Raw genomic sequence first — 25,575 nt, 5'->3', positions numbered from 1 at the left:
AGCTCCCAATAGCCTACGCCCAAAGGCCGTCAAAACGCCCACCTTAACCAAAAATGAGAAATCCCCCGGCTTAGCCGGGGAGACAGCAGGAGTTTGACATTTAGAGGAGTCCATCAGGAAACTCGAGAGCGTGAGCCGCCAAGCAAACGCAAGAGGAGAACCTGATGGACGAGAACGAAAGCTTAAGCCACTCGAAATGGGAGTGCAAATATCACGTTGTGTTTATTCCCAAGTGCCGTCGCCGAACGCTGTATAGGGCGTTGCGCAAGCATTTGGGCGAGGTGTTTCGAAGGTTAGCGAGCCAGAAAGAAAGCCGAATATTGGAAGGGCATTTGATGCCGGATCACGTGCATATGTTGATATCGATTCCACCGAAATATGCGGTGTCGCAGGTGATTGGCTACATCAAAGGGAAGAGTGCGATTCACTTGGCCCGTGTTTATGGTGAAAAGAAGCGTAACTTTGTCGGTCAACATTTCTGGGCGCGAGGGTATTTTGTTTCGACGGTGGGCCGGGACGAAAGGATGATACGGGAGTATATCCGTCATCAAGAACAGGAAGACCAGCGAGTCGAACAAATGAACCTTTGGCAATGAGTCGCCGCCTATTGGCGGCTATTGATAAGGGGCCGCGTTAGCGTCCCCATTTACCGCTTTGAGCGGTTCACTTTATAAAGCCCCCGGCTTTGCCGGGGGATATTTACATTACAGCGACTTATCCGAAAAATAACTCAGCCAAACTATTCAACATTGGCAGACAAAAGACGTAATCCGTCAAGCAGTTTTACATCTTCTTTACAAGCGAACTATTAACTTTTACGATCTTTTTATTCGTGTTTCGGTAACTTAAGCCTTAGGCCATCAAGGACGGCTGAATGATCGGTGAAGGGATGGGGTTAACGGCTATCGAGTATTTATCGATAGCGACAGTCCTTTTGGGGGCAAAATGCGCAAATCGAAGAATTTAACTAGAGATATTTTTACCGCGATTACCTTTACGGCGGGAATGTTTGTATTTATGTCCGGCGAATTTATTCTATCTACCGTATTATTTTGCTTGGCGAGCATTTCCAGTAATATCGACTCAGATGCTAGGACCGGATTTAACGATCGTCGAGCGAAACATCGTTAATAACTACCTGATTTTTTCTATTATCGTGGCATTTTAAAAAAGGCGGCTTACTTCCTCGGCCGATGGAGAGCAGGTATGTGCCGCGAGCTGAATCGTTACCGTTATTAAACTATATCGGCATTTATCAGCGTACCCTATGGACTTTAATCAGCAGCAACATGGCTGATTAATTTCAGACCATCTTGTTACTATAAAAGTCGCTGGGCGCTGCAGACATACCGGTGTCCGGACGCCCTTAATCGCGGCTAAAGCCGCGCCGATGCCCTCATTTTAAGTCTCCGTGGCGTAACCCTGTCGTAGCCGCAGTTAGGATCGATAAGGCCGTTGCGTGCTTCCGGCACTCTGATTTTTATATTCCATTTATATCCGGCATGGCTATTTTTACGACTTTTTTATCGGTCGTTTTGTACATTGTTTAACAGGCGATCGCGGCTGATTGCAATCGTAGTTTTTTCAATTTTAACGAGGTAATCCAAATGGATATTGCGTATTTGCTGTTAACGGCGGTGTTCTTTGTGGCGACCGCATTATTGATCGGCGCGTGCGAAGCGTTGAGGGGGCAATCATGAGCTGGATTTATTTACTAAGCGGCGGCTTGACGCTGGCCGTGTTCGTTTATTTGGTCGTGGCATTGTTTTATCCGGAGAAATTCTGATGACAGGTCAAGGTTTTTTACAGATTGCCGTTTACGTCTTTACGCTGTTGGCTTTAGCCAAACCTTTGGGCGCTTATATGGCACGGGTTTATCAAGACGAATCCGTGGGCTTGAATCGCTGGTTTGGCGGCGTTGAAAGGCTGTTTTACCGCCTCAGCGGTGTCGATCCGGCACAGGAAATGCGCTGGACGCAATATGCATTGGCGATGCTGGCGTTCAATTTGTTCGGATTGCTGGCGGTTTACTGCCTACAACGTTTTCAGGACGTGTTGCCGCTGAATCCGCAAGCCTTAGCGGCAGTGACGCCCGATTCGGCGTTCAATACGGCGGTCAGCTTCGCCACCAACACCAACTGGCAAGGCTACGGCGGCGAAACCACGATGAGCTATCTGACCCAGATGCTGGGCCTGAACGTACAAAACTTCGTCTCGGCCGCCAGCGGCATGGCGGTGCTGGTAGCGCTGATTCGCGGCTTTAATCGCCGTAACAGCAACAGCATCGGTAACTTCTGGGTGGACATGACTCGTAGCACGTTGTACATCTTGCTGCCCTTGTCGTTTTTGCTGGCGATGGTATTGGTCGGTCAAGGCGTGGTGCAAACCTTCAATCCGTATCAGACCGTCAATTTGCAAGAAGCGGTCAGCTACTCGGCACCGAAACTGGATGCCGATGGTAAAGCCATGGTGGATGCCGCGGGCAAACCGGTGACCGAAACCGTGTCCACCCAAACGCAAACCCTGGCGATGGGGCCGGCGGCTTCGCAAGTTGCTATCAAACAATTGGGGACCAACGGCGGCGGATTTTTTAACGTCAACTCCGCTCATCCGTTCGAGAACCCGACGCCGCTGTCCAATTTCCTGGAAATGCTGGCCATCCTGCTGATCCCTGCCGCACTGTGCCATACCTTTGGCGCGATGGTCGGCGATACCCGTCAGGGCTGGGTAATCCTTGGGGCAATGACCTTGGTGTTTGTCGCGCTGATCTTTGTGACGGTGCCGGCCGAACAGCGCGGAACGCCGGCCCTGACTTTGCTGGGCGTCGATCAATCCGCCACCAACCAACAGGCCGGTGGCAATATGGAAGGCAAGGAAACCCGTTTCGGCATCGTCAACTCCGGCCTATGGGCGGTGGCGACGACTGCGGCATCCAACGGCTCGGTCAACGCCATGCACGATTCTTTTACGCCGATCGGCGGCATGGTGCCGATGTGGCTGATGCAATTGGGCGAAGTGATTTTCGGCGGCGTCGGTTCCGGCTTGTACGGCATGATCGTGTTTGCGATCGTCGCGGTGTTCATCGCCGGCCTGATGATAGGCCGTACCCCGGAATATTTAGGCAAAAAGATCGAAGCCTATGAGATGAAAATGGCCGCCATCATTATCCTGATTCCGCCTTTGATGGTATTGGGCGGCACGGCGGTGAGCCTGATGCTGGATGTCGGCAGGGCGTCGATCTTCAATCCCGGCGCTCACGGTTTCAGCGAAGTGCTGTATGCCTGGTCGTCGGCCGGCAATAACAACGGCAGCGCCTTCGGCGGTCTGTCGGCTAACGTACCGTTCTACAACTTCATGCTGGGTCTGGCGATGCTGTTCTCTCGGTATTGGTTGATGATTCCGGTATTGGCGATTGCCGGCTCTTTGGCGGCCAAAAAGACCGTGCCGGTCGGCCCCGGCACCCTGCCGACGCACACGCCGTTGTTTGCCGTTTTATTGATCATCACCGTGCTGATGGTCGGCGCGCTGACCTTCGTCCCGGCCTTGGCCTTGGGGCCTGTCGTCGAGCATTTGCAGATGACGGCCACCAAATAAATTTAGGGTGGATTAGGTGCGCAAGGCAGAAAGTTCTCCGACAAACGATGATCTTTGTACGCACCGTAACCCGCCATGGCAGCGCCGATTGCCCCCAAAGGCGCATCAGAATAGAGATAACATCATGACTAGCAAACCCGTTTCAACGTCCTTATTGGACCCGCAAATTCTGCAACAAGCCTTGTTCGATGCTTTTGCCAAACTGACGCCGCAACAACAATGGAAAAACCCGGTGATGTTCGTGGTCTACCTCGGCAGTTTGTTGACCACCGTGTTGTGGTTGCAAGCGCTGAACGGCGAAAGCGAAGAATCCGCGGGTTTTATAATGAGCATCACGCTGTGGCTGTGGTTTACCGTGCTGTTCGCCAACTTCGCCGAAGCGGTCGCGGAAGGCCGCAGCAAGGCCCAAGCCGCGTTTTTGCGCAGTGCCAAACGCGACATCGCCGCCAAAAAGCTCGACGAAGCCAAATACGGCAGCAACTACAGCAAAGTCGAAGGCTCCAGTCTGCGTAAAGGCGATGTAGTGCTGATCGAAGCCGGCGATTTCGTGCCCGGCGACGGCGATGTCATCGAAGGCGTGGCCTCGGTGGACGAAAGCGCGATCACCGGCGAATCGGCGCCCGTAATCCGCGAGTCTGGCGGCGATTTCAGCTCGGTGACCGGCGGCACCCGAGTGCTGTCCGACTGGCTAGTGGTGCGTATTAGTACCAATCCCGGCGAAACCTTTCTGGACCGAATGATAGGCATGGTGGAAAGCGCCAAACGCCAGAAAACCCCCAACGAGATTGCGTTGACCATTTTGTTGGTGGCGTTGACGCTGGTGTTCCTGATGGCGACCGTGACCTTGCTGCCTTTCTCGCTGTACAGCGTGCAGACCGCGGGCGCCGGCAGTCCGATCAGCGTCACCGTGTTGGTGGCCTTGCTGGTGTGCTTGATTCCGACCACTATCGGCGGTTTGCTGTCGGCGATCGGCGTGGCCGGCATCGGCCGGATGATGCAGAAAAACGTGATTGCCACCTCCGGCCGGGCCGTGGAAGCGGCCGGCGACGTCGATGTGCTGCTGTTGGACAAAACCGGTACGATCACCTTGGGTAACCGCCAGGCCTCCGGTTTTTTTCCGGTCAAAGGCGTGACGGATCGCCAACTGGCCGATGCCGCGCAACTGGCCTCGTTAGCGGACGAAACGCCCGAAGGTCGTAGCGTTGTGATACTGGCGAAGCAAAAATACAATATTCGCGAACGCGATATCCATTCCCTGGGCGCCACTTTCGTGCATTTCAGCGCCCAGACCCGGATGAGCGGCGTCAACCTGGAAGGCCGGCAAATCCGCAAGGGCGCGGCCGATTCGATTCGGCAACATATCGAAGAACAAGGCGGCAAGGTGCCGCAAGAGCTTAAGAAAATGGTCGACGATGTCGCGCGCCGGGGCAGCACGCCGCTGGTGGTATCGGATGGCGCTAAAGCGCTGGGCGTCATCGAACTAAAGGACATCGTTAAGGGCGGCATCAAGGAACGTTTTATCGAACTTCGGCAGATGGGCATTAAAACCATCATGATCACCGGCGACAACCGCCTGACCGCCGCCGCGATTGCCGCCGAAGCCGGCGTCGACGACTTCCTGGCCGAAGCCACCCCGGAAGCCAAGCTGAATCTGATTCGTCAACATCAAACCGACGGCCGCTTGGTGGCGATGACCGGCGACGGAACCAACGACGCCCCGGCCCTCGCCCAAGCCGACGTGGCGGTGGCGATGAACAGCGGCACCCAGGCAGCCAAGGAAGCCGGCAACATGGTCGATCTGGATTCCAACCCGACCAAGCTGATCGAAATCGTCGAAACCGGCAAGCAAATGCTGATGACGCGCGGCGCGCTGACCACGTTTAGTATCGCCAACGATGTCGCCAAATATTTCGCGATCATCCCGGCGGCCTTTGCCACTACCTATCCGGCCTTGAACGTGCTGAACGTGATGGGTTTGGCGACGCCGGCCAGCGCGATTCTGTCGGCGGTTATCTTTAACGCCTTGATCATCATCGCGCTGATCCCGCTAGCTTTAAAAGGCATCAGCTATAAACCGGTCGGTGCGGAAAAACTGCTGCAAAACAATTTGCTGGTCTACGGCGTCGGCGGCTTGGTCGTGCCGTTTATCGGCATCAAGGCGATCGATTTAATTTTGGTTGCGATGAATCTGGTGTAAACCAGGCACAACAAATACCGAGAGCTTTGTTCCCTCTCCTGGTGGACGACTGCAAGGATGCAGGAGGTAGAGCAACGCCGGGAGCATTTGCCGAGAGAGCGTTTTTACAGAATTATTAAGGCATTAAATGATGACTACTTACTTAAAACCCGCAGCGATGATGCTGTTCCTGCTGACCCTGGTGACCGGTGCCGCTTATCCGGCCCTGGTGACGGTGCTGGCGCAAGCCTTGTTCAGCGAGCAAGCCAATGGCAGCCTGATCAAAAACCAGCAAGGCCAGCCGATCGGTTCGGAACTGATCGGCCAAACTTTTAGCGAGCCGAAATATTTCTGGAGCCGGCCCTCGGCCACGGGCCCCTATAGCTATAACGCCGCCGCTTCCAGCGGTTCCAACCTGGGGCCGACCAATCCGGCGTTGGCTGACGTGGTCGCCGCCAGGATACAAGCGCTGAAAGACGCCGATCACGGCAACCACTCGCCGGTGCCGGTGGATCTGGTCACCACATCCGGAAGCGGCCTGGATCCGCATATCAGCGTCGCCGCTGCCGAATATCAGATCAAACGGGTCGCAAAGGTCCGCAAAATTAACGAAGCCACGCTGCGCGAACTAGTGGATGCGCATACCGAAGGCCGGCAATGGCTAGTGTTTGGCGAACCCAGAGTCAATGTGTTGAGATTGAATCTGGCACTGGACCGGGCAAGCCGCTAGTGATACAGGGAAATGCGTGTAGGCTTGGTTGAAGGCGGCAAGAATAGGTCATTTCACACACTCCGCTTTATTCGCTCCGGAACCGTCCTCCAAGTTAAATACCTGAATTTCTTCAAGGAAATAACGAACGTATCAATACGGGTAATTTGTAAGTAAAAACGTACGTCGGCATTTTTGAGGATTTCCCAGACAAATTGGGTCGACTCCGAGCGAATTTGATTCGTTCTGTGTTATTTCACACACCACTAGGTCATATCCCCTATTTTTTGAATCGATGTCTATTTGACTTTTTTCATTATTCGTCTACGACACCCCGCTCCGATCTTTTTAAGCCGCCGCCTGAAGAAAAATAGCTGTAGGCTATTGACTTATATAGAGTATTTTTTCTGGAAAAATCAACCGTCAATGTGGGCACGCCGATTGCTCCGCGAAAGCCGATGCCGCGCGGATTCGTCGATTCAGGTTGTCTGGAGCAGAAACACCCGGAATAGTGCTTTCTATCCGTTTCCATCGCCCCGCAGCCGCCGCATCGGACTATCACCCACGACAGGATACATTATGAGAAAAACCATCACACTTCCCTTGGCCTTTGCAGCCGCGCTGGCGCTGGGCTACAGCCTGATGCCGCGAATCGAGGCGCCTTATACCGGTGTCGGCAGCGTCGAAACGCTAGGCTCGGTCTACGAACGCTGGAAATCCGCGTTCGAAATACAGGGCCACCCGGAAACCGTCAACATCGGTCTCGGCTATTCCAAATCGCTTTCGCGCGAACTCAGCGACGGCCAAGGTCAGGCCGCTATCGATCTGATGAGCGGGCAAGTGCGCATTTCGGTTAAAGGCTTGTCTGCCGAGCGGCCCTACGACGTCTGGCTGATCGACAACCATCACAGCGGCAACGCGATCAAGCTGGGTCCGTTGTCCGTAAAAGCGGACAAACAAGTTTTCGCAACCATGCTCGATCGCGACCGTCTGAACGGCTTTACGTTGGACAGCGTTGCGATAACCTTGGCCGGCAAAACCCCAAGCGAAGGCGGTCTGCTATTCGGTTCTCCCGGATTGCTGCAACGGGTTTACTACACTGAACGCTACTGGCCAGCGGCCAATCTGGGCACTGTCGGCCACGCGGAACCGGCGGGTCAAGCCGAAGTCCCTTTCGGTTTTCTGCTGCCTAAAACGGCGAACGCCGCCACCGCGGCAACCACCGACCAACAATTGGCCGAATTAATCGCCAAGGGTCAAAAGCTGTTCACCGAAGAAACCTTCGGCGGTAACGGCCGAACCTGTTCCACCTGTCACCGTCCCGACCGCAATCACACTATCGATCCGGCGTATATCGCTAAATTACCGCCCAGCGATCCGCTGTTCGTCGCGGAAAACAACCCGGCCCTGGCTGATCTGGAAAAACCCGCGCTGTTACGTCAGTTCGGGCTATTCGTCGCCAACGTGGACGGCTTCGGCAAACCGCCGGTGATGCGGGCAGCGCCGCATTTGCTGGGGTTGTCGGCTTCGTTGAAATTCGAGACATTGGCGATGGGTGGTGAATTCACCGAAGACAACGATTATTTCGCGGAACACGATCCGATCGCGCAGCAAGACAATCGCCAAACCGAAGCCATCGGCTGGGGTGGGGACGGCGCGCCGGACGGCGGTTCGTTGCGCGATTTCGCCAAGGGTGCGGTCAAACAACACTTGCCCAAGCGTTTGGATCGGGTCGAGAATGTCGATTTCCGGCTGCCAACCGAAGACGAATTGGATGCGCTGGAAGCTTATATGCTATCGCTGGGGCGTAGCGCCGACATCAATCTGGCGGCGATGACCTTCAAGTCGCCGCTGGTGCAACGCGGTCTGAAATTGTTCAATACCAAGAACAACCCCGGCGAGACCTTGAGCAACGGCTACCCGGTCGGCGGCACGCCGGTCTTCGGCACCTCGGCCAACTGCAATGGCTGCCATATGAACGCCGGCGCGATCAGTTCCACGACCGGCGGTAATCCGACCCGCGACACCGGCATCGAGCGCATGCGCGATCAATTGCATCACCTCGCCGACACTAGCGTGGCCTACGACGGCGGATTCGGCCAAGTTCTGCAAAGCGATTGCGGTCCGGACTACGATCAGCCTTGTTACAGCGACGGAAGCGTCGATCCGCGCAACATTCGGCCCGCGGATCATCCGCGCCTGAACCGTTTCAACACGCCCCCGTTGGTCGAAGCCGCCGATACCGCGCCGTTCTTTCATAATAACAGCGTCACAACGCTGGAAGAGACCGTCGCCTACTACAACACCGAATCCTTCAACCAGTCGCCGGGGGCGTTTACCTCCAAAGGCGTCAATCGTCAGGTGAAGCTCGACTCGTCGCAAGTTATCGCGGTTGCGCTGTTTCTGCGTTCGATCAATGTGCTGGAAAACATCCGCAGTTCGAATGCGCTGGATCAAAAAGCCGTCGACCAGGCTAACGCCAACAGCGTGAAATCGGTAAAACTGGCCATCGCCGACACTCAGGATGCAATCAGGGTGCTATCCGAGGCGGTGATCAATCCCTATCCGGAAGCCCTAAACAAGTTGGAAAAAGCATTGGATTATGAACATCGCGCCGTTAACGGGTGGTTCATGACCGGTGGACAACGCCTACGCTTGCTGCAACAGGCCATCACTCTGAAAAATCAGGCCAAGGCCTTGATCGTCACCGAAGGCTAAAAACGCCTTCTTTCCGAAAGCCCGCGCGCGGCAACGCGAGCGGGCTTTTTCATGCGGACGCGTTGCAAACAAGCCGATTGCCGGTCGATGGTATATTTTCCCTCGTCTCGAGTTCTAAAGCTGGATTGCTGAGTTGTTCGACCTAGCGGTCCAGGTAATCAAGCTCCGCATCCTTAAGGTCCTGTCGGGCAATGCTGTTTTTAAGCGTAACCAAGCGCCACCGGCCGCGCCGGACCGACCGCTAGCCTCACACCGTCGACTCTAAGCCTCGCTCATTCCGAACTGACGAAGGGAGGCGATTACGTTAATAATTGAACATTGTTTAATTCTGTAATATATTGGCGCCCGGCAATTCGCTGACTGTCTGCTAATATGCGCGCACGGGAGGATATCTATGTTAAAGATTGTTTTACGCTGGCTAATGACGCTGGTCTTCAAGGTGAAGGTCAATGGTTTGGAGCACTACGCCCAAGCCGGCAAACGGGTGCTGATTATCTCCAATCACACTTCTTTTCTCGATCCGTTGTTACTTGGCGTGTTTTTGCCGGACGACATCACTTTCGCGATCAATACCCAAATTTCCCAACAATGGTGGCTGAAACCGTTTTTAAGGTTATCGACGGTCTTTCCGATGGACCCAACCCATCCGCTGTCGTTGAAGGCGCTGATTCATCATTTGCAAAACGACACCCGCACGGTCATTTTTCCGGAAGGCCGTATCACCGTGACCGGCTCGCTGATGAAAATCTACGACGGTACCGGTATGGTCGCCGACAAATCCGGCGCGACGATTTTGCCGATCCGAATCGACGGCGCCGAGTACACCCATTTTTCCAAGCTACGCAATATCGTGCGCTTGCGCTGGTTTCCGCGCATCACGCTGCAAATTCTGCCGCCGACCCGGATAGACACCCACGGCGCGGTGACCGGCAAAGCCCGCCGAAAATACAGCGGCCATATTTTAGCCGACATCATGACCGAGATGATGTTCGCCAGCAGTCACTACCGGCAAACCATTTTTTCGGCGTTGTTGGAGGCCAGAACGATACACGGTGGTAAACATCGGGTAGCCGAAGACCTGGATCGCAAACCGCTGAATTACGATGCTTTGGTGACCCGTAGCATTATTGTCGGCAAACTGTTGCGCAATATCAGCGCCAGCGGCGATCAGGTGGGTGTACTGCTGCCGAATTCGGCAAAAACCCTGTGCGTGATTCTAGGTTTACAACTGTATGGCCGAGTTCCGGCGATGTTGAATTACTCAATCGGCGCGACGGGTATGAAGTCGGCGTGCCGGACCGGGGTCGTCAAAACCGTGGTTAGCTCGCGGCGCTTTATCGAACTGGCCCACTTGCAAACCGAAGCACAGGTTTTGTCCGAGCAGGTGAATCTGGTGTATTTGGAAGATTTGGCGGCCGGCGTGAATGCCTTTGCCAAAATCATCGGTTTTATCCAAGCCAAGACCGCCGACTATTGGTACGATCACCGCCGCTGCAGTCCGGACGATGCCGCCGTGGTCCTGTTTACGTCCGGTTCCGAGGGCGAGCCGAAAGGCGTTGTGTTGTCGCACGGCAATATTATCGCCAATCACAAACAGTTAAAGGCCAGGATCAATTTCAATCCGCAAGACGTGGTGTTGAATTTTCTGCCGATGTTTCATTCCTTCGGTTTCACGGTCGGCACCATGCTGCCGGTGTTGAACGGGATGACTACATTTTTCTATCCGTCGCCGCTGCATTACAGCGTGATTCCGGAAATCGCCTACGACATCGGCGCGACCATCATGTTCGGCACCAATACCTTTTTGGCGGCTTATGCCAAGAAAGCCCACGCCTATGATTTCTATAACATGCGTTACGTCGTGGCCGGCGCCGAAAAATTGCAGGAAAGCACCCGCCATTTGTGGATGGACAAATTCGGCATTCGGATATTGGAAGGCTACGGCGCCACCGAAACCGCGCCGGTGACCTCGGTCAACACGCCTATGGACTACAAAGCCGGTAGTGTCGGCCGTTTCATGCCCGACATGCTCTACAAGCTGGAGCCGGTGGAAGGCATAGAGCACGGCGGTAAACTGCATGTCAGCGGCCCCAACATCATGAAAGGCTATCTGCTACCGACCAATCCCGGCATCCTGGTACCACCGGCCTCGGTCTACGGCGACGGTTGGTACGATACCGGCGACATCGTGCAAGTGGACGACGAAGGCTTCATCCACATTCAAGGGCGCAGCAAACGTTTCGCCAAAATTAGCGGCGAGATGGTGTCGCTAACGGCGGTCGAGCAACTGGCCGGACAAGCCTGGCCGGACGGCCATCATGCCGTGGTCGCCCTGCCCGATCCGAAAAAAGGCGAGCAACTGGTATTGCTGACCAACGTCAAGCTGGCGACGCCCAAGGCCCTAGCGGCCGCCTCGCCCGGCGTGGCGGCAATCAATCTGCCGAAAAAAGTCATGATCGTCGAACACATTCCGATATTGGGAACCGGCAAAACCGATTACCCCGGCGCGACCCAATTGGCAGCCGAGTGGTTAAACGCCGCAAACACCGACGACGGCGACGACGCCTGACCCTAGCGACTTAATCCTAACGCCCCAAGGTCATGAATAAATCTATCTACCCGCTGTTGGTCGCCCAATTTTTGTCCGCGTTCGCCGACAACGCCATCTTGTTTACCGTTATCGCGATGGTAATGCAAGCCGACCATCCGCCGCCGTGGTATGTGCCGGCGCTGCAAAGTGTGTTTCTGGTAGCGTTCGTGGTGCTGGCGCCCTGGGTCGGCGGCCTCGCCGACCGACATCCCAAGGCCAGAATCCTGATCGTTGCCAATCTGATTAAGGCTGGCGGAGCCGGTTTACTGTTATTGCAGGTCGAACCGCTGCTGGCCTATTGTCTGGTCGGAGTTGGCGCGGCGCTATACAGCCCCGCCAAATACGGGATATTGCCGGAACTGGCTGGCCACGCCCGTTTGGTCAAAGCCAACAGCTGGATAGAAGGTTCGACGATATTGGCGATTCTGACCGGTATGACGGTCGGCGCCAGACTGGCCGATTATTCGGTGTATTGGGCGCTGACCTCGACGATCGCGCTGTTTATGGTCTCGGCCGCGACCACGCTGTTTTTGCCGACCGGGCTGCGCAAGCCGATTCCGGAGGGGTCGAAGATCTTGCTGTTTTTCCGCGAGGTCCGCGAGTTTCTGGCGTCGCCGCGTTCGCGTTTCGCGGTTCTCGGCGCTTCGCTATTCTGGGCTGCCGCCGCCGCGGTACGGGTGATCGTCATCGCCTGGGCGCCGGCGGTATTGCTGATGCATAACGCCAGCGACATCGCCGATTTGACCTTGTTTTTGGCAATAGGCATCGTTGCCGGCGCGGCCTTGGTACCGCGCCTGATTCCGCTGGAACATCTGCGCCGAGCCAGACTGCCGGCATACGCGATGGGTTTGCTGATCGTAGCCTTGAGCTTTACCGACGCAGTTTGGCCGGCACGCGCGGTGTTGTTTTTAATGGGTACCGCCGGTGGGATGTTCATTGTCCCGATCAACGCGGCTTTGCAGGAAATCGGTCAGCAAGGCATCGGCAGCGGCGGCGCGGTGGCGATGCAGAATTTCTTTCAGAACCTGGCGATGTTGATCGCTGTCGGCGGTTATACCGCCGCGGCGGCCGAAGCAAACCAGCCGGCCATTGCCCTGATCGTGCTCGGTGGCTTGTTGATGGCTGCTACCTTCGTCGTGGTCCGGCATTTGCCTGAGACTACGCCACCCGCCAACCCCGAATAAACGTCGACACCAACAGCGACACCGACGCCCGGGCCGAGTCGATCCCGGACGGTTGGCCATGCCCGGTCAGCGCCAATATACTGATGCCGTGGACCCCACTCCACAACGCGCGCGCCGCTCGCCGCTCGGATTCCGCGTCGGTACCGGCATGCAGTTGCCGTATCAAGCTTTCGACGATATCGAACATATACTCGATTTTTTGTTGATACCAATCCGGTGGCGCTTCTTCGCTCTGCATATCGAATATCATCCGCCAGCGGTTGAAATGCTTGGCGGCGAAATCCAAGTAAATATCCGCCAGTTTCATCAAACGTTCGCCAGGATCGCCGTCGGCCGGACAGGCCGCCAGATGCTCGGCCAACTCGTCCAGTGTCCTCGCTTTCAGGTGAATGATCAGATCGCTCATATTGGCGAACACCATGTAAATGCTGCCAACCGTGTAGCCTATCTCCATCGCGATTTTTCTGACCGTCAACGCATTGAAGCCGTCCTCCACGACGATGGTTTCGGCGGCGGCCAAAACCATTTCCTTGATTTGCTCCTGACTGTGTTCGCTTCTTCTAGCCATGTTTACCCTGCGGCAGCGTCAAAAAACCTTTAACATACACGACCTTGGATTGGGAATCGAGTCATGCATCACGAATTACTGGCGGTTGTCGACCAGGACGACCAAGTCGTCGACCATTTACCGCGCGGTGTGATTCACGCCCAAGGGCTACGCCACCGCGCGGTGCATATTTTAGTCTTTAACCGACAAGGCGAGCTGTTTTTGCAAAAACGCTCGATGTTGAAAGACTTGAACAAGGGACTCTGGGACAGTTCGGCGGCCGGCCATGTCGATGCCGGCGAGGACTACGAAACCGCCGCGCCGCGCGAGCTGATGGAAGAATTGGGCGTCAACGCCGATCTGCAAGCACTGTTCAAATTAGCGCCGACACCGGACTTGGGTATGGAATTCATCCAGGTGTACCGTTGCCGTCACGACGGTCCATTCCAGTTGGCGGAAACCGAAATCGACGACGGCATCTGGCTAACGTCCGACGCCGTCAGCGAACGGGTCGAACGCGACGATCCGACCCTGACCGTCACGTTCAAAATTATCTGGCGCCACTATCGCGAGCTAGACCGCACTGCTTAGATCACTCTACCGTCAAGCGCTGGCCGCTCTTGGCCTTGCTTTTTACCAGGGTCAGTGTCAATACGCCGTTATCGTATTTGGCCTTGCTGGCGGTCTGATCGATATCGACCGGCAACTGAAAGCTGCGCGAAACCTGACCGTAATAGCGTTCGCTGCGCAGAAGCTTATCTTCGTTGGACTGACTGTCGATCTGACTGATGTCGGCGCTGATACCGACCACGTTACCTTCGATGCGGACGTGGATGTTGTCCTTGCTGGCGCCGGCCAGTTCGGCTTCGACGATGAATTCGTTCGGATTTTCCTTAATGTCGACTTTGATCTGGCTAGGCAGGGGATCGCCGTGCAACGGCCGCACCAGATAGCCGGGACTAATATCCCGAAACAACTCGTCGAATAAACCGCGTTGACTGAATGAACTCAAACTGCTCATCACAATTCTCCTGCTGTTATTAGGGGAAAGCTAATGATACGGAATGAATCGCGGTTTGAAAACAACCGGCGGATAGCCTAAACGGCCTACTGAAAAACGAAGTTGGCGGAGCGGACGGGGCTCGAACCCGCGACCCCCGGCGTGACAGGCCGGTATTCTGACCAACTGAACTACCGCTCCGCTGTTAAGAGCGGCGCATTCTACAGTATATTTGCTGACCGTCAAGCAAAACCAATACCATTTATGCCAGATATTCCCTGCCCGCTTTGCGGCGCCGCTCATTCCGCCGAATTTCATCGCGACCGTAACCGCGACTATCGGCGTTGCGGTCGATGTCGCCTGGTCTACGTGCCTGTCAGCCAGCATTTGTCGCAGGATGCCGAGAAAGCGATTTACGATTTGCATCGGAACCAAACGGACGACCCCGGTTATCGTTGTTTCCTGTCGCGCTTGGCCGCGCCGTTGCAAGAACGCTTGGCGCCCGGCGCTAGCGGCCTGGACTTCGGCTGCGGCCCCGGTCCGGCCTTGGCGGCAATGCTAAGCGAAGCCGGCCACGCGGTGAAGCTATACGATCCGATTTACGCCGCGCACCCGGCCTTGTTGTTACGCCAATACGATTTCATTGTCTGCACCGAAGTGGTCGAACATTTTCGGCGGCCGGCAGAGGAGTTCGAACGAATATTCGGCATGTTAAGGCCTGGCGGCTATCTGGGACTGATGACCAAACTGGTCATTGACGCCGCCGCCTTCGCGCGCTGGCACTATAAGAACGATCTCACCCATGTCGGCTTTTATTCTCGAGACACCTTGACTTGGTTGGCGGACCGTTATGACTGCGGCATCGAATTCGTGGCCGCCGACGCCATCATTCTGCGTCGCAATCCCGACCGTTACAGCGATTGACTTCGACCGTGACATGGTCCAATTGGGAGAAGCCGGCCAAGCGGGTTTTGTAATATGCTGGCGACTGAGGGAATTGCGTGACGACGCCGACAATGGCCGCGCAATGATTGGCGCTGAGTCGCCAAACGTGCAGATCGCTGACCTTAGTTTCGCCGTCGGCCTCCAGTTCACCGCGAATACTGTCCAAAAAACCGGTTGCCATACTCTGATCCAGCAACACCGGCGCCGTCTCGCCGACCAGTCCGTAAGACCAAATCAGGATGACCAACGCGCCGACGAAGCCCATCGCCGCATCCAGCCAGACCCAACCGTAGTATTTGCCGGCGAGCAGCGCGACCATCGCTAGCACCGACGTCAACGCGTCGGCCATCACATGCAGATAGGCGGCCCGTAGATTATGGTCTTGGTGGTGATCGTGAGAATGGCGGTGGTCGTGATCGTGATCGTCATGATCGTGGCCATGCTCGGCGTGACGAGGGCCGTGGTGGTGATCGTGGTGATCGCGGAGCAACAAAGCGCTTAGCAAGTTGATAACCAGCCCCACCGCAGCCACGATAATGGCTTCGTCGAAGCGTATCGTTTGCGGCATCATCAGCCTTTCGACCGACTCGGCGGTCATCGCCAAGGCCACCATCGCCAACGCGATCGAACTGGCAAACCCCCCGAGCACCCCAACTTTCGCCGGACTGAACGCAAAGGTATTGTCGAATTGGTGCAATCGGGTGTAACGATAGGCAAAGATGGTGATCATGAAAGCGACCACATGGGTTGCCATGTGCCAACCATCGGCCTGCAACGCGATCGAATGAAATTGCATGCCCGCGCCGATCTCAACCAACATCGTCGTAAACGTCAACAACAACACCCATTTGGTCCGCCGCTCACCCTTACGGTTGATTCTGGCGAAGTTGTGCGGATGCTCCCAACGACTTAATTGATGTACATGCATGACTGGCTTCCCGATTTCCCGATGCTGGCGCGAATTCAAAACCGCATTCTAGCTCAGCCGACCGGCAAACTCCCAGTACGTTCTCGGCGCCAATTCACGATTCGCTTTAAAATGCCGGTTCCGTTATACCCACCTAAATTCCGATGGCCAATCCGTCCGTTTTTACCGTCAGCCAGCTCAACCGCGAAGCCAAGCGCTTGCTAGCGCAGCATTTCCTAACCGTACAGGTACAGGGCGAAATATCCAACCTCAGCCTGCCGGCTTCGGGTCACGCCTATTTCACGTTAAAAGACGCGCAGGCCCAGGTACGCTGCGCGATGTTCAAGGGCCAGCAATCGACGCTGCGGTTCAAGCCGGCCAACGGTCTGCAAGTGCTGGTGTCCGCCCAAGTCAGCCTGTACGAGCCGCGCGGCGATTACCAACTGGTCGTCGAACGGATGGAGGCGGCTGGCGAAGGTGCGTTGCGGCAGGCTTTCGAACAATTGAAAGTCAAGCTGTCCGCGGAGGGTTTGTTCGACAGCGACCGTAAACAAGTATTGCCGCTAATTCCAGCCCGGATAGGCGTTATCACTTCGCCGAGCGGCGCGGCAATCCGCGACATCCTGACGGTCCTGAAGCGGCGCTTTCCGGCGATTCCGGTGGTGATTTATCCGGTCGCGGTGCAAGGCGAGGCCGCGCAATTCGAAATCAGCGCCGCACTGGCGGCGGCCAATCGCGATGCGGCGGTGGACCTTGTGATTCTGGCGCGCGGCGGCGGTTCGCTGGAGGATTTGTGGGCGTTCAACGAAGAACGCGTGGCTCGGGCGATCGCCGCCAGCCGCTTGCCGGTGATCGTCGGCGTCGGCCATGAAACCGACGTTACAATCGCCGACTTCGTTGCCGACCTGCGCGCACCGACACCGTCGGCCGCCGCCGAACACGCCGTACCGGAACAAGCCGCTTGGCTATATGCCTTTACCGACGCGGAACGGCGCTTGACGCGACTAATGCAACTGAAACTGAGCAGCTCTCGGCAACAGCTGGCTTGGCGCGAAAAAGCCTTGCAGGCTCAACACCCCGGCGAAAAACTTCATCGCAACGCCCAACGCTTGGACGAACTGGAGCGCCGTCTGGCCCACGCTCAGCAGCGCCGGCTTAGCCAGCAGCGTCAACACTGGTTGCAAATCGAGGCTCGCCTGAAACAGGCCCAGCCCACCGCCGCATTGGAACGCTACCGGAATCGCTTGGATTTTCTGGAGCAACGGCTGGCTGCGGCGATGAACCGTAAACTGGCGGACCTGGCCCAACGCCAAGCGGCGGCAGGCGCCACCCTGCACGCGGTTAGCCCGCTGGCAACCTTGCAGCGCGGCTACGCGATCGTCCAACGTCATGGCGAAACGGCAATCATTAAATCGGCCGCGGATCTGGCGGTCGGCGATTGGTTGACCACCCGTCTGGCGAGCGGACAAGTGGTCAGCGAGGTCAAACGGCTTACACGGGACGTGGCCTAGCGCAAGTCCAGCGCGGCGTAACTGTCGTGGTCGTCGACGGCGGCGGATGCCCGGCGGATCATTTCCAGATTGGGTTCGGCGTCCATCAGACCGCCGATCGCCAAGGTCACGACCATCGCTTCGAAAGGATAGAGTAGATGGGCACGATAGCGTCGCAGCAAGCCCGATTCGTCGAGCTGATCGATGCCTTGTTCGGACAGCGCGCCGAGATAGCGCTGCAATAATGACCGTTCGTGCGCGCGTCGCACTTCGGGAGTCAGCGCGGTCGCCATAAAGTAGGCCAGATCGCCTATCCCTTCGCCGGCCCTGACCAACTGCCAGTCGAGGAACCCCGGACCCGACGAGGTCCAGAACAAGTTGCCTGGATGACAATCGTGGTGAATCAGGGTTTTGGTGCCGCTGCTGAGGGATTGCGTAATCCGGCGGCGATTCCGGGCATAGTTCAGCGCTGTGCCGTGCAAGCGGGTCGGCACCAATCCGCCGGCCCTCCGCAGTCCCCGCTTCATCAGCGGTACCGCCAGAACCGTACCCATTTGATGCTCGATTTGCTGACTGAAGCCGTTGAGCCAGCGGTGCTCCCGCAGCAAATGGGCGTTCCCCCAAAATCGTCCGTGAAAACGCGCCAGATTGTCGACGACTTGCACGGCCTGTTCCGCCGTCAAGGCCTCGCCGGATTGACCGGCCCTGTGGCCGAACTCGGCCAGATCCGCCATCACCAGCGTACTGCCGCCCCAGCGCGTTTGGGCGGCCAGGATTTTAGGCAATCTCACCGGCAAGGACGGCGCCAGCGCCTTATAAAAACTGACTTCCTTGTGCAACAACCGAGGCAGGGCGGTGATCAGCCTGGAACGCCAGGCCAGCGACGGCGTTTTGATAAACCAGCGCGACGGCACCTCCGCTTGGGCATCGTGTTGCACGGTAATCCGCCAGCGGGTCGAGGTACCGACATTGACCGAATCGACGCAGACGTCGGCGACTCTGGCCGCCGACACGTGTTGATCAACGATTCGCTGCGCCCATTGTCGGGACAAATGTTCGGGCTTAGCCAGGACTATATCGGGCCGCGTGCTCACCACGCCCCCTGTTGCGCCGGCCGGCGTCGCTCGGCCACTTCGGATCGGCCGCCTGAAAAAAATGGGTTCATCGTCGCCTGTCGAATGAAAATTGCGTTGACGCGCCGCCGCTCGAAGCTATCGATGAGGACCGGCGCAACCTAACATTTCTTAACAAAAGCGGCGCATTTTACTATTAGGGTGGTAAGTTACAACCACGAGCGCGCGCGGCGCATTTCGATTGCCCATATCGACCAACAACTTTTGCTAGAATCTGGAATGTTTACAAGCCCTTTTTCATCGCCTCCGGTATCCAATGCCTATCCCATCATCTACCCTAGCGCCGGCGCGTCTTGATGTGTTCGGCACCGAAGTGACGGCTGCCTATCGACTGAGAGGAAGCGGCCAACGTGGTTAAGGCTTTGCGTTCGCCAGGCTTCACGACTAGCCTGTGGTTGACATTCGCGGTTTTCGTTGGCTTTACCGCGATGTTCACCCTGTACGTCCGTTCGGAGAAAGCGATAGACCGAGCCAACGACATCCGTATTCAATCGGTGTTACTGGCTGGCGAATTGCGCCAGTCCTCGGATGATCTGACCCACATGGCGCGCAGCTACGTGGTCACCGGCCATCCGATTTACAAGCAACACTATCAAGAGATTCTGGATATTCGCGACGGTAAAGCGCCAAGGCCGGTCGACTATCAAAATGTCTATTGGGACTTGGTCTTTGCCGACGATCGACGGCCAAGACCTTCCGAAGACCGAGCCGCGCCATTGCTGGACTTAATGCGCGCGGCCGGCTTCAGCGACACCGAAATGGCCGATCTAGCCTTGGCCAAGACCCGCTCCGACGCGTTGACCGCGATCGAAAGGGCCGCGATGGCTCTGGTCGATCAGGCGGAGCCGATCGCCGATCCGACCCGCATGCGAGCTAGCCAAATGGTGCACGATGCGGCCTACCACCAAGCCAAGGCGGCGATCATGGAACCGATCGGCTCCGCCTACCAAATGGTCGAAAACCGTACCCAACAAACCGTGAACGAAGCGATTTCCACCGCGATGACGATGCGGATCGGTCTAATCGCTCTGGCCGCGCTTCAGGTGCTGACCTTGCTGTTTGCGCTCCGCAATCTGAACCGAGCGTTGGGCGTTTCGGTGGAAGAACTACACAGTCATATGGTCCGCATCGGCGGCGGCGACTTTCGAACCGCGATTCCGCTGACCGCCAAGCAAGACAACAGCGTGATTGCCTGGCTGGCCGACATGCAATGTCGGCTGGCCAGCCTGGAGGCCGAGCAGCTTCAAGCCGAAATGCGGGCTCGGCGGCTGACTCAGTTGTACGCGGCGCTGAGTCAGTGCAATCAAGCCATCGTGCGCTGCGCCAATCAGGAAGAATTGTTTCCTATCATCTGCCGCGACGCGGTGTTGTTCGGCGGCATGACGATGGCCTGGATCGGTTTGGTGGACGAATCCGCCCGAACGGTCAAACCGGTTGCCGGTTACGGCGACAGCATGGACTATCTGAATCAGCTTGAAATCAGCATCGATCCGAATCTGCCGAGCGGGCGCGGCCCCACCGGGATTGCGATACGCGAGGACCGCCCTTACTGGTGCCAGGACTTTCAAAACGATCCCAATACCGCCACCTGGCGCGACCGAGCCACGGAGTGCTACGTCCAAGCGTCCGCCGCATTGCCCTTGCATCGCGACGGCCGGGTCATCGGCAGTTTTAATTTATATTCAGGCCAATTAAATGCCTTCGACGACGACGCCCGAAACCTGTTGCTGGAAATGGCGATGGATATCGACTACGCGTTGATGGGCTTCGACCGTGAGGAAGAACGCCGCCGTAACCAGCAAGCCGAGCAGTTTCGTGGCTTTATGTTGGAGAGCTTGAATAGCGGAGCGCCGCTGTCGGCGATATTGATCAATGTCGTCACCAAACTGGAGTCCATTATCGCCGACAGCCGTTGCTCGGTACTGCTATTGGACGAAGCCACTCAACAATTGCGCTTAGCGGCCGCGCCCAATTTACCGGAATTTTATAATCAGGCGGTCGACGGCTTGCCTATCGGTGCCGGCGTTGGCGCTTGCGGCAATACCGCTTACACCGGCCAACGCACCATCGTTGCCGACATTCAAACTCATCCGTACTGGGCCGCGTACCGCGACATCGCCCGTCATGCCGACCTGGGCTGTTGTTGGTCGGAACCCATCCTCGCCAACGGCAACCGCGTACTGGGTACCTTCGCAATTTATCGAAGTTATCCGGCGGAGCCCGACCGCTATCATTTGCAACTGCTGCAAATGGCGGCGGATTTCGTGACGCTGGCGATAGAGCGTAAGAAAGCCGAGGACGACATTTATTTCCTGGCCAATTTCGATCCGTTGACCGGCTTGCCGAACCGGGCCAGGCTTAACGAACATCTGAAGCTGGCGATCGGCATCGCGAAACGCACTAACGGGCATCTGGCCCTGATGTTCCTGGATTTGGACCACTTCAAGGACATTAACGATACCTTGGGGCACACCATAGGCGACGCCTTGCTGATTGAATTGGCCGGCCGCCTGAAACAAGTATTGCGAGACGAAGATACCATCACGCGTCTGGGCGGCGACGAGTTCATCTTCCTGTTGCCGGGCACCGATGCCACCGGCGCGGCTTGGGTCGCTCAGAAATTGCTGGATACCATCGCCGCCGCGTACCGGATCGATCAGTACGATTTAACGTTGACCGCCTCTATCGGGATCGCCATCTATCCCGGCGACGGCGACGACCTGGAAGCGCTATCGCGGTGCGCGGATACCGCAATGTACCGCGCCAAACAGGAAGGCCGCCACGGCGCCCGTTTCTTCACGCCGGAAATGCAGGCCAGTTCGGCCCGGAATCTGCAACTGTTGAATGCGTTACGATCGGCGTTGGAACGCGACGAATTGACCTTGCACTATCAACCCCAAATTGCCTCCGGCAGCCGGCGGCTTATCGGCGCCGAAGCCCTGTTGCGCTGGCGGCATCCGGAATTGGGTTTGGTGTCGCCGGCCGAATTCATTCCGTTGGCCGAAGAGAGCGGCTTGATCCTGAGCATAGGCGAATGGGTGATCCGAACCGCCGCCCGCCAAGCCGAAAGCTGGCGCCAAGCCGGCTTCCCGCCGTTCATCATGGCGGTGAACGTATCCGCCGCCCAATTCAAACAGCCTGAACTGCCCGAATTGGTCGCGGACATTCTGCATGAAGTTGGCCTGCCGGCCGAATACCTGGAACTGGAATTGACCGAAGGCGTGGCGATGCACAATCCGCAAGGCGTCATCGCGATGATGGCGCAGTTTCACGAGCGCGGCATCCGGATGTCGATAGACGACTTCGGGACCGGCTATTCGTCGCTGAGCTATTTGAAGAAATTCAAGGTTTACAAATTAAAAATCGACCAATCCTTCGTCCGCGATCTAACCAGCGACCAGGAAGATAAAGCCATCGTGGCGGCGGTGATCAGTTTGGCGAAGAGTCTGGGCCTGAAGACCATCGCCGAAGGCGTCGAGACGGTCGAACAACTGGACTACCTGCACCAGCAGGGCTGCGACGAAATGCAAGGCTATCTGTTCAGCAAGCCGCTCCCGGCCGAGGCCTTCACCGATTGGTTGCGAGCACATGCCGAACCGGCATCGTCCGGCGATTGATCCCGCGACAACGTTCACGCGCGGCCCAGGACTAACGAGATCGGAATGACGACACTTTATTACAGCCACGCGGACTGCTTAAACCACGACACCGGTCCCGCCCATCCGGAAACAGCGGCTCGTCTGCTAGCCATCGATAGCGCACTGTCGTCAGCGGACTTCGCCAAACTGGTGCGGGTCGCGGCGCCATTACCGAACGACATCGAAGACAAATTGGCCTTGATTCACTCAAAGGCCATGATTGCCAAGGTCGTTGAAGCCGTTCCGGCCGAGGGACTGGTAAAGTTCGACGCCGATACGGTCGGGTCGGCGGGTTCGCGTTCGGCGGCATTTCGGGCGGTCGGCGCGGTGTGCGATGCTATCGACAAGGTGTTGAGCGGTGCAGCGGATAACGCTTTTTGCGCGATCCGTCCACCAGGCCACCACGCAATGCCGGACTACCCGATGGGGTTCTGCCTATTCAACAATATCGCGATCGGCGCCGAATACGCCAGAACCCATTACGGGCTGACGCGCGTCGCCATCGTCGATTTCGACGTGCATCACGGTAACGGAACTCAAGCGGCGTTTTACGCGCAACCGCAAGTGTTGTATGCATCCAGCCATCAGTGGCCGCATTATCCAGGTAGCGGATTGGCGCGGGAAACCGGGGTCGGCAATATTATCAATCTCCCGCTTGCTGCGGGAACCGACGGCGCGACGTTCCGGACCCAATACCGGGAAACCCTACTACCGGCCGTCGCGGCCTTCCAGCCTGAATTGCTATTGATTTCGGCCGGCTTCGACGCTCACCGCGACGATCCGCTGGCCGGCTTGAATCTGCTGGAAGCCGATTTCCGATGGTTGACCGACCAACTCTGCGAGATTGCCCACGCCTGTTGCCGAGGACGGATCGTTTCCAGCCTGGAGGGCGGCTATGATCCTCGAGCGCTGGGCGCCAGCGTGGCGGCGCATGTCGCCGCTCTAATGGCGAGCGGCGACGCCCAATGAGTGTTTATTGCAAATTGCTCAGCGTGTAGACGTAATCGCTGTCCTTCATCGGCGAATGACAAGCAAAACAGGTCGCGGATTTGTCGCTGTCCAGCATCTTCAAGGTTTTGCCTTCCCAAATGCCGAATCCCCAACCGCCGGTATTCGAGTATTTCCGGCTGTCCTTGACCATCGCTTCGGCGGCGGTGAATGCGCCGGGAACCGTGGCGGCTTCCCAATTCGGATGTTTTCGTTGATCCCATTTGATTTTGGCGATCACCGTCCCGTCGGGCCAAGGCTTGGTTTTGCCAGCCCGCGCCGCCGCGATGGCGGCATCGTTACCAACGATGGCGCGCACACTGTTCTTATCGTGGCGTAGCGATACGCCCAACAAGCGCCAGTCGCGGTATTCGCCATGCTCGATTTTGGCCGCGACGCCGGTCTCGGCCAGAGTTTCGCCGCCGACCAGCACCAATGCCGACGCGACCAGCACGCCGGCGTATTCGATAATTTTCATGAAATGCTCCGTTCCGTAAGATTGATTCGGGTCGATAGTCTAACCGCAAACCCAGGAATCGGCGCGATCAGTCGGCGAAACGCTGGCCTATCGTCGGCTGATGATGGTGTGCAATACTTCGAGAGTGTTGGTGTTAGCGACCTGAAAGCCAGCGACAAGGCCGGCTCGGGAGTTAAACACCTCCGGCGGCTATGAAACCGAACTGCCTGGATTTAACGGCACGAAGCGGACTCTTCGACCGAGCCCGAGGAGACGGAGCTTAGCGGTTCGAGCAATAACCGCTAAGCTCGGGAAAATTTAACGCAGCTCGTCGGCTTCTTCGCCGATTTCCCACTCTTCGGTCGCGGTTTCGATGATTTTGCCGGATGCGGCGTCGACTTCGACTTTAGTTTCCACGCCTTTGTCGCCGACGACATCGAATTCATAAGAAGACGCGCCGTTTTCCTCGACTTCGTATTCCACTTCCTGGATAGTACCGGGATGAGCTTTCAGTACCGTGGCAGCGGCATCTTCCTCGGTAACCTTGACGTTTTTCTTGAAGCTGCTGGTGTTAGGATCGGCGACTTCGGTTTCACGTTCGGTGATTTTGCCGCTATCGGCATCGCAAACAAACTCCCATTCGGTCCGATTGGCGTCGCGAACTTCGACTTCGTAAGCGCCTTTGCCGGCAATATTGAGTTTTTCCAGCTTCAACAATTCACCGGCTTTGTCCTTTTTGACCGCCTGCAAACAATTTTCCAAGCCTTGGTCGGCCGCGGCGCTGGCGCCGGCGAAAATCAGCAAAGCAACGGCGATTCCAATTTGTGACTTATTCATGACATCCTCCCAAAGGTTGTTAAAAAAGGAATAATTCCCGATTTACGGGAATTATAGCCAATTTAACCCACGAGGCCATGTCTTTTTGCACAGGCAACGATGGCCGGCCGGCCGGACAGTCCGAGCTTAAGTTTGATTTGGGTCTGCGTGTTCGAGACCGTCTTACGACTGACACCCAATTGAACGGCAATTTCAGCCAGCGATTTACCGTCGGCCAAGAGGCAGAAAACATCGTATTCGCGCGAACTCAACGCGCTGAACGGTTCGAGGATTTTTTTTAGCTGACGCAAGGCCAACATTTGCGCGATACGCTGATCGATAAAATAGCCGCCGGCCGCGATCTGAACCAGAATCCGCGCCAGTCGGTCGGCCGGCAGCGGCGCCAGTAGAACACCCAACGCACCGCTAGCCAAGCAACTCAAGGCGTCGTCGACCGACATCGCAATCACCGCCGCAATCTTGCAATCGGGATACGTGGATGCCAGGCTTCTAATCCGGGTCGGTAGTCCCGCGCCCGCCAATAATACGATGTCGGCATGGTCCGTCGTTATACCGTCCTCGGGCGACAGGGCGATGCCCCGCGCCGCCAACACCGCGACATCGATGCCCAAAGCCTCGGCTTCGGCGCCGCTCAAGACCGCCCGCAATGTCACGGACATGCGC

General features: G+C 56.7%; 20 protein-coding genes and 1 tRNA gene. 13 read left to right on the top strand and 8 right to left on the bottom strand.

What is annotated here, in order from left to right; translation table 11 throughout:
• Nucleotides 1–164 precede the first annotated feature (164 nt).
• The 8 genes from tnpA to lplT all read left to right on the top strand — a co-directional run bounded on the left by tnpA (nt 165) and on the right by lplT (nt 12,971).
• Entirely contained in the window at nt 165–596 is a 432-nt protein-coding gene (gene tnpA / locus BJL95_RS07510; protein ID WP_071156743.1) for an IS200/IS605 family transposase, read from the top strand.
• Nucleotides 597–1,696: 1,100 nt separating this feature from the next.
• Nucleotides 1,697–1,786: a potassium-transporting ATPase subunit F gene (locus BJL95_RS07505; protein WP_064025021.1), complete on the top strand. Its 90-nt coding sequence runs from the start codon at nt 1,697–1,699 to the stop codon at nt 1,784–1,786.
• A complete protein-coding gene (gene kdpA / locus BJL95_RS07500; RefSeq protein WP_071156741.1) occupies nt 1,786–3,594 on the top strand; it encodes a potassium-transporting ATPase subunit KdpA in 1,809 nt (602 codons plus the stop codon). Before BJL95_RS07505 ends, kdpA begins: the two co-directional genes overlap by 1 nt.
• Before the next feature lie 124 nt (nt 3,595–3,718).
• On the top strand, nt 3,719–5,791 hold the full coding sequence (gene kdpB / locus BJL95_RS07495; protein WP_071156739.1) for a potassium-transporting ATPase subunit KdpB: 2,073 nt from the start codon (nt 3,719–3,721) through the stop codon (nt 5,789–5,791).
• A 130-nt stretch (nt 5,792–5,921) separates the two neighbouring features.
• Nucleotides 5,922–6,500, top strand: coding sequence for a potassium-transporting ATPase subunit KdpC (kdpC, locus tag BJL95_RS07490; protein ID WP_071157061.1), 579 nt, complete (start codon nt 5,922–5,924; stop codon nt 6,498–6,500).
• A 558-nt stretch (nt 6,501–7,058) separates the two neighbouring features.
• Complete coding sequence (locus tag BJL95_RS07485) at nt 7,059–9,197, top strand: hypothetical protein (protein ID WP_071156737.1); 2,139 nt, start codon at nt 7,059–7,061, stop codon at nt 9,195–9,197.
• Between the two features lie 394 nt (nt 9,198–9,591).
• A complete protein-coding gene (locus tag BJL95_RS07480; RefSeq protein WP_071156735.1) occupies nt 9,592–11,766 on the top strand; it encodes an AMP-binding protein in 2,175 nt (724 codons plus the stop codon).
• A 32-nt stretch (nt 11,767–11,798) separates the two neighbouring features.
• Nucleotides 11,799–12,971, top strand: a complete 1,173-nt coding sequence (gene lplT / locus BJL95_RS07475) for a lysophospholipid transporter LplT (protein ID WP_071156733.1) — start codon at nt 11,799–11,801, stop codon at nt 12,969–12,971.
• On the opposite strand, the gene BJL95_RS07470 is transcribed toward lplT, so the two are convergent.
• Nucleotides 12,946–13,539 (bottom strand): TetR/AcrR family transcriptional regulator, encoded by a 594-nt coding sequence (locus tag BJL95_RS07470; protein WP_071156731.1) that lies wholly within the window; start codon nt 13,537–13,539, stop codon nt 12,946–12,948. The genes lplT and BJL95_RS07470 overlap by 26 nt on opposite strands.
• A 63-nt stretch (nt 13,540–13,602) precedes the next feature.
• Here BJL95_RS07470 and BJL95_RS07465 point away from each other — a divergent pair, with 63 nt between their 5' ends.
• Nucleotides 13,603–14,109, top strand: a complete 507-nt coding sequence (locus BJL95_RS07465) for an NUDIX domain-containing protein (RefSeq protein ID WP_071156729.1) — start codon at nt 13,603–13,605, stop codon at nt 14,107–14,109.
• A 1-nt stretch (nt 14,110) separates the two neighbouring features.
• Here the strand turns inward: BJL95_RS07465 and BJL95_RS07460 are convergent, their stop codons facing one another.
• Entirely contained in the window at nt 14,111–14,539 is a 429-nt protein-coding gene (locus BJL95_RS07460) for an Hsp20/alpha crystallin family protein (RefSeq protein ID WP_175463663.1), read from the bottom strand.
• 103 nt (nt 14,540–14,642) lie between these two features.
• Nucleotides 14,643–14,719, bottom strand: a tRNA-Asp gene (locus BJL95_RS07455).
• A gap of 63 nt (nt 14,720–14,782) precedes the next feature.
• Here BJL95_RS07455 and BJL95_RS07450 point away from each other — a divergent pair.
• Nucleotides 14,783–15,442: a class I SAM-dependent methyltransferase gene (locus BJL95_RS07450; protein ID WP_071156727.1), complete on the top strand. Its 660-nt coding sequence runs from the start codon at nt 14,783–14,785 to the stop codon at nt 15,440–15,442.
• Here BJL95_RS07450 and dmeF read toward each other — a convergent pair.
• Nucleotides 15,405–16,391, bottom strand: a complete 987-nt coding sequence (dmeF, locus tag BJL95_RS07445) for a CDF family Co(II)/Ni(II) efflux transporter DmeF (protein WP_071156725.1) — start codon at nt 16,389–16,391, stop codon at nt 15,405–15,407. The genes BJL95_RS07450 and dmeF overlap by 38 nt on opposite strands.
• A gap of 143 nt (nt 16,392–16,534) precedes the next feature.
• Here dmeF and xseA point away from each other — a divergent pair, with 143 nt between their 5' ends.
• Entirely contained in the window at nt 16,535–17,881 is a 1,347-nt protein-coding gene (gene xseA, locus BJL95_RS07440; RefSeq protein WP_071156723.1) for an exodeoxyribonuclease VII large subunit, read from the top strand.
• Here xseA and BJL95_RS07435 read toward each other — a convergent pair.
• On the bottom strand, nt 17,878–18,954 hold the full coding sequence (locus BJL95_RS07435; protein WP_231883543.1) for an ecdysteroid 22-kinase family protein: 1,077 nt from the start codon (nt 18,952–18,954) through the stop codon (nt 17,878–17,880). The two genes, xseA and BJL95_RS07435, sit on opposite strands and share 4 nt — an antisense overlap.
• Nucleotides 18,955–19,343: 389 nt before the next feature.
• On the opposite strand from BJL95_RS07435, the gene BJL95_RS07430 reads away from it, so the two are divergent.
• Nucleotides 19,344–22,610 carry an EAL domain-containing protein gene (locus BJL95_RS07430; protein ID WP_071156721.1) on the top strand — a complete coding sequence of 1,089 codons (3,267 nt, stop codon included), beginning with the start codon at nt 19,344–19,346 and terminating at the stop codon, nt 22,608–22,610.
• Nucleotides 22,611–22,655: 45 nt separating this feature from the next.
• Nucleotides 22,656–23,600: a histone deacetylase family protein gene (locus tag BJL95_RS07425; protein WP_071156719.1), complete on the top strand. Its 945-nt coding sequence runs from the start codon at nt 22,656–22,658 to the stop codon at nt 23,598–23,600.
• 4 nt (nt 23,601–23,604) lie between these two features.
• Here the strand turns inward: BJL95_RS07425 and BJL95_RS07420 are convergent, their stop codons facing one another.
• The 3 genes from BJL95_RS07420 to BJL95_RS07410 form a co-directional block, all read right to left on the bottom strand.
• The gene (locus tag BJL95_RS07420; RefSeq protein ID WP_064024993.1) at nt 23,605–24,096 is read right to left on the bottom strand and encodes a cytochrome P460 family protein; all 492 of its coding nucleotides are present in this window, start codon (nt 24,094–24,096) and stop codon (nt 23,605–23,607) included.
• A 297-nt stretch (nt 24,097–24,393) separates the two neighbouring features.
• Nucleotides 24,394–24,912, bottom strand: a complete 519-nt coding sequence (locus tag BJL95_RS07415; protein ID WP_071156717.1) for a PepSY domain-containing protein — start codon at nt 24,910–24,912, stop codon at nt 24,394–24,396.
• Between the two features lie 62 nt (nt 24,913–24,974).
• On the bottom strand, nt 24,975–25,571 hold the full coding sequence (locus BJL95_RS07410) for a response regulator transcription factor (RefSeq protein ID WP_071156715.1): 597 nt from the start codon (nt 25,569–25,571) through the stop codon (nt 24,975–24,977).
• Between the last annotated feature and the right edge of the window lie 4 nt (nt 25,572–25,575).

It is taken from the genome of Methylomonas sp. LWB, assembly GCF_001856095.1.
Taxonomy (GTDB): domain Bacteria; phylum Pseudomonadota; class Gammaproteobacteria; order Methylococcales; family Methylomonadaceae; genus Methylomonas; species Methylomonas koyamae_A.
Note: the sequence above shows the minus strand (reverse complement) of the source record. Positions and strands in the feature narration are given on the sequence as shown.

Excerpts from the sequence above, each read along its gene's own strand:
- tnpA (WP_071156743.1), top strand. The coding sequence starts at position 165 with ATGGACGAGAACGAAAGCTTAAGCCACTCGAAATGGGAGTGCAAATAT.
- BJL95_RS07505 (WP_064025021.1), top strand. The coding sequence starts at position 1,697 with ATGAGCTGGATTTATTTACTAAGCGGCGGCTTGACGCTGGCCGTGTTC.
- kdpA (WP_071156741.1), top strand. The coding sequence starts at position 1,786 with ATGACAGGTCAAGGTTTTTTACAGATTGCCGTTTACGTCTTTACGCTG.
- kdpB (WP_071156739.1), top strand. The coding sequence starts at position 3,719 with ATGACTAGCAAACCCGTTTCAACGTCCTTATTGGACCCGCAAATTCTG.
- kdpC (WP_071157061.1), top strand. The coding sequence starts at position 5,922 with ATGACTACTTACTTAAAACCCGCAGCGATGATGCTGTTCCTGCTGACC.
- BJL95_RS07485 (WP_071156737.1), top strand. The coding sequence starts at position 7,059 with ATGAGAAAAACCATCACACTTCCCTTGGCCTTTGCAGCCGCGCTGGCG.
- BJL95_RS07480 (WP_071156735.1), top strand. The coding sequence starts at position 9,592 with ATGTTAAAGATTGTTTTACGCTGGCTAATGACGCTGGTCTTCAAGGTG.
- lplT (WP_071156733.1), top strand. The coding sequence starts at position 11,799 with ATGAATAAATCTATCTACCCGCTGTTGGTCGCCCAATTTTTGTCCGCG.
- BJL95_RS07470 (WP_071156731.1), bottom strand. The coding sequence starts at position 13,539 with ATGGCTAGAAGAAGCGAACACAGTCAGGAGCAAATCAAGGAAATGGTT.
- BJL95_RS07465 (WP_071156729.1), top strand. The coding sequence starts at position 13,603 with ATGCATCACGAATTACTGGCGGTTGTCGACCAGGACGACCAAGTCGTC.
- BJL95_RS07460 (WP_175463663.1), bottom strand. The coding sequence starts at position 14,539 with ATGAGCAGTTTGAGTTCATTCAGTCAACGCGGTTTATTCGACGAGTTG.
- BJL95_RS07450 (WP_071156727.1), top strand. The coding sequence starts at position 14,783 with ATGCCAGATATTCCCTGCCCGCTTTGCGGCGCCGCTCATTCCGCCGAA.
- dmeF (WP_071156725.1), bottom strand. The coding sequence starts at position 16,391 with ATGCATGTACATCAATTAAGTCGTTGGGAGCATCCGCACAACTTCGCC.
- xseA (WP_071156723.1), top strand. The coding sequence starts at position 16,535 with ATGGCCAATCCGTCCGTTTTTACCGTCAGCCAGCTCAACCGCGAAGCC.
- BJL95_RS07425 (WP_071156719.1), top strand. The coding sequence starts at position 22,656 with ATGACGACACTTTATTACAGCCACGCGGACTGCTTAAACCACGACACC.
- BJL95_RS07420 (WP_064024993.1), bottom strand. The coding sequence starts at position 24,096 with ATGAAAATTATCGAATACGCCGGCGTGCTGGTCGCGTCGGCATTGGTG.
- BJL95_RS07415 (WP_071156717.1), bottom strand. The coding sequence starts at position 24,912 with ATGAATAAGTCACAAATTGGAATCGCCGTTGCTTTGCTGATTTTCGCC.
- BJL95_RS07410 (WP_071156715.1), bottom strand. The coding sequence starts at position 25,571 with ATGTCCGTGACATTGCGGGCGGTCTTGAGCGGCGCCGAAGCCGAGGCT.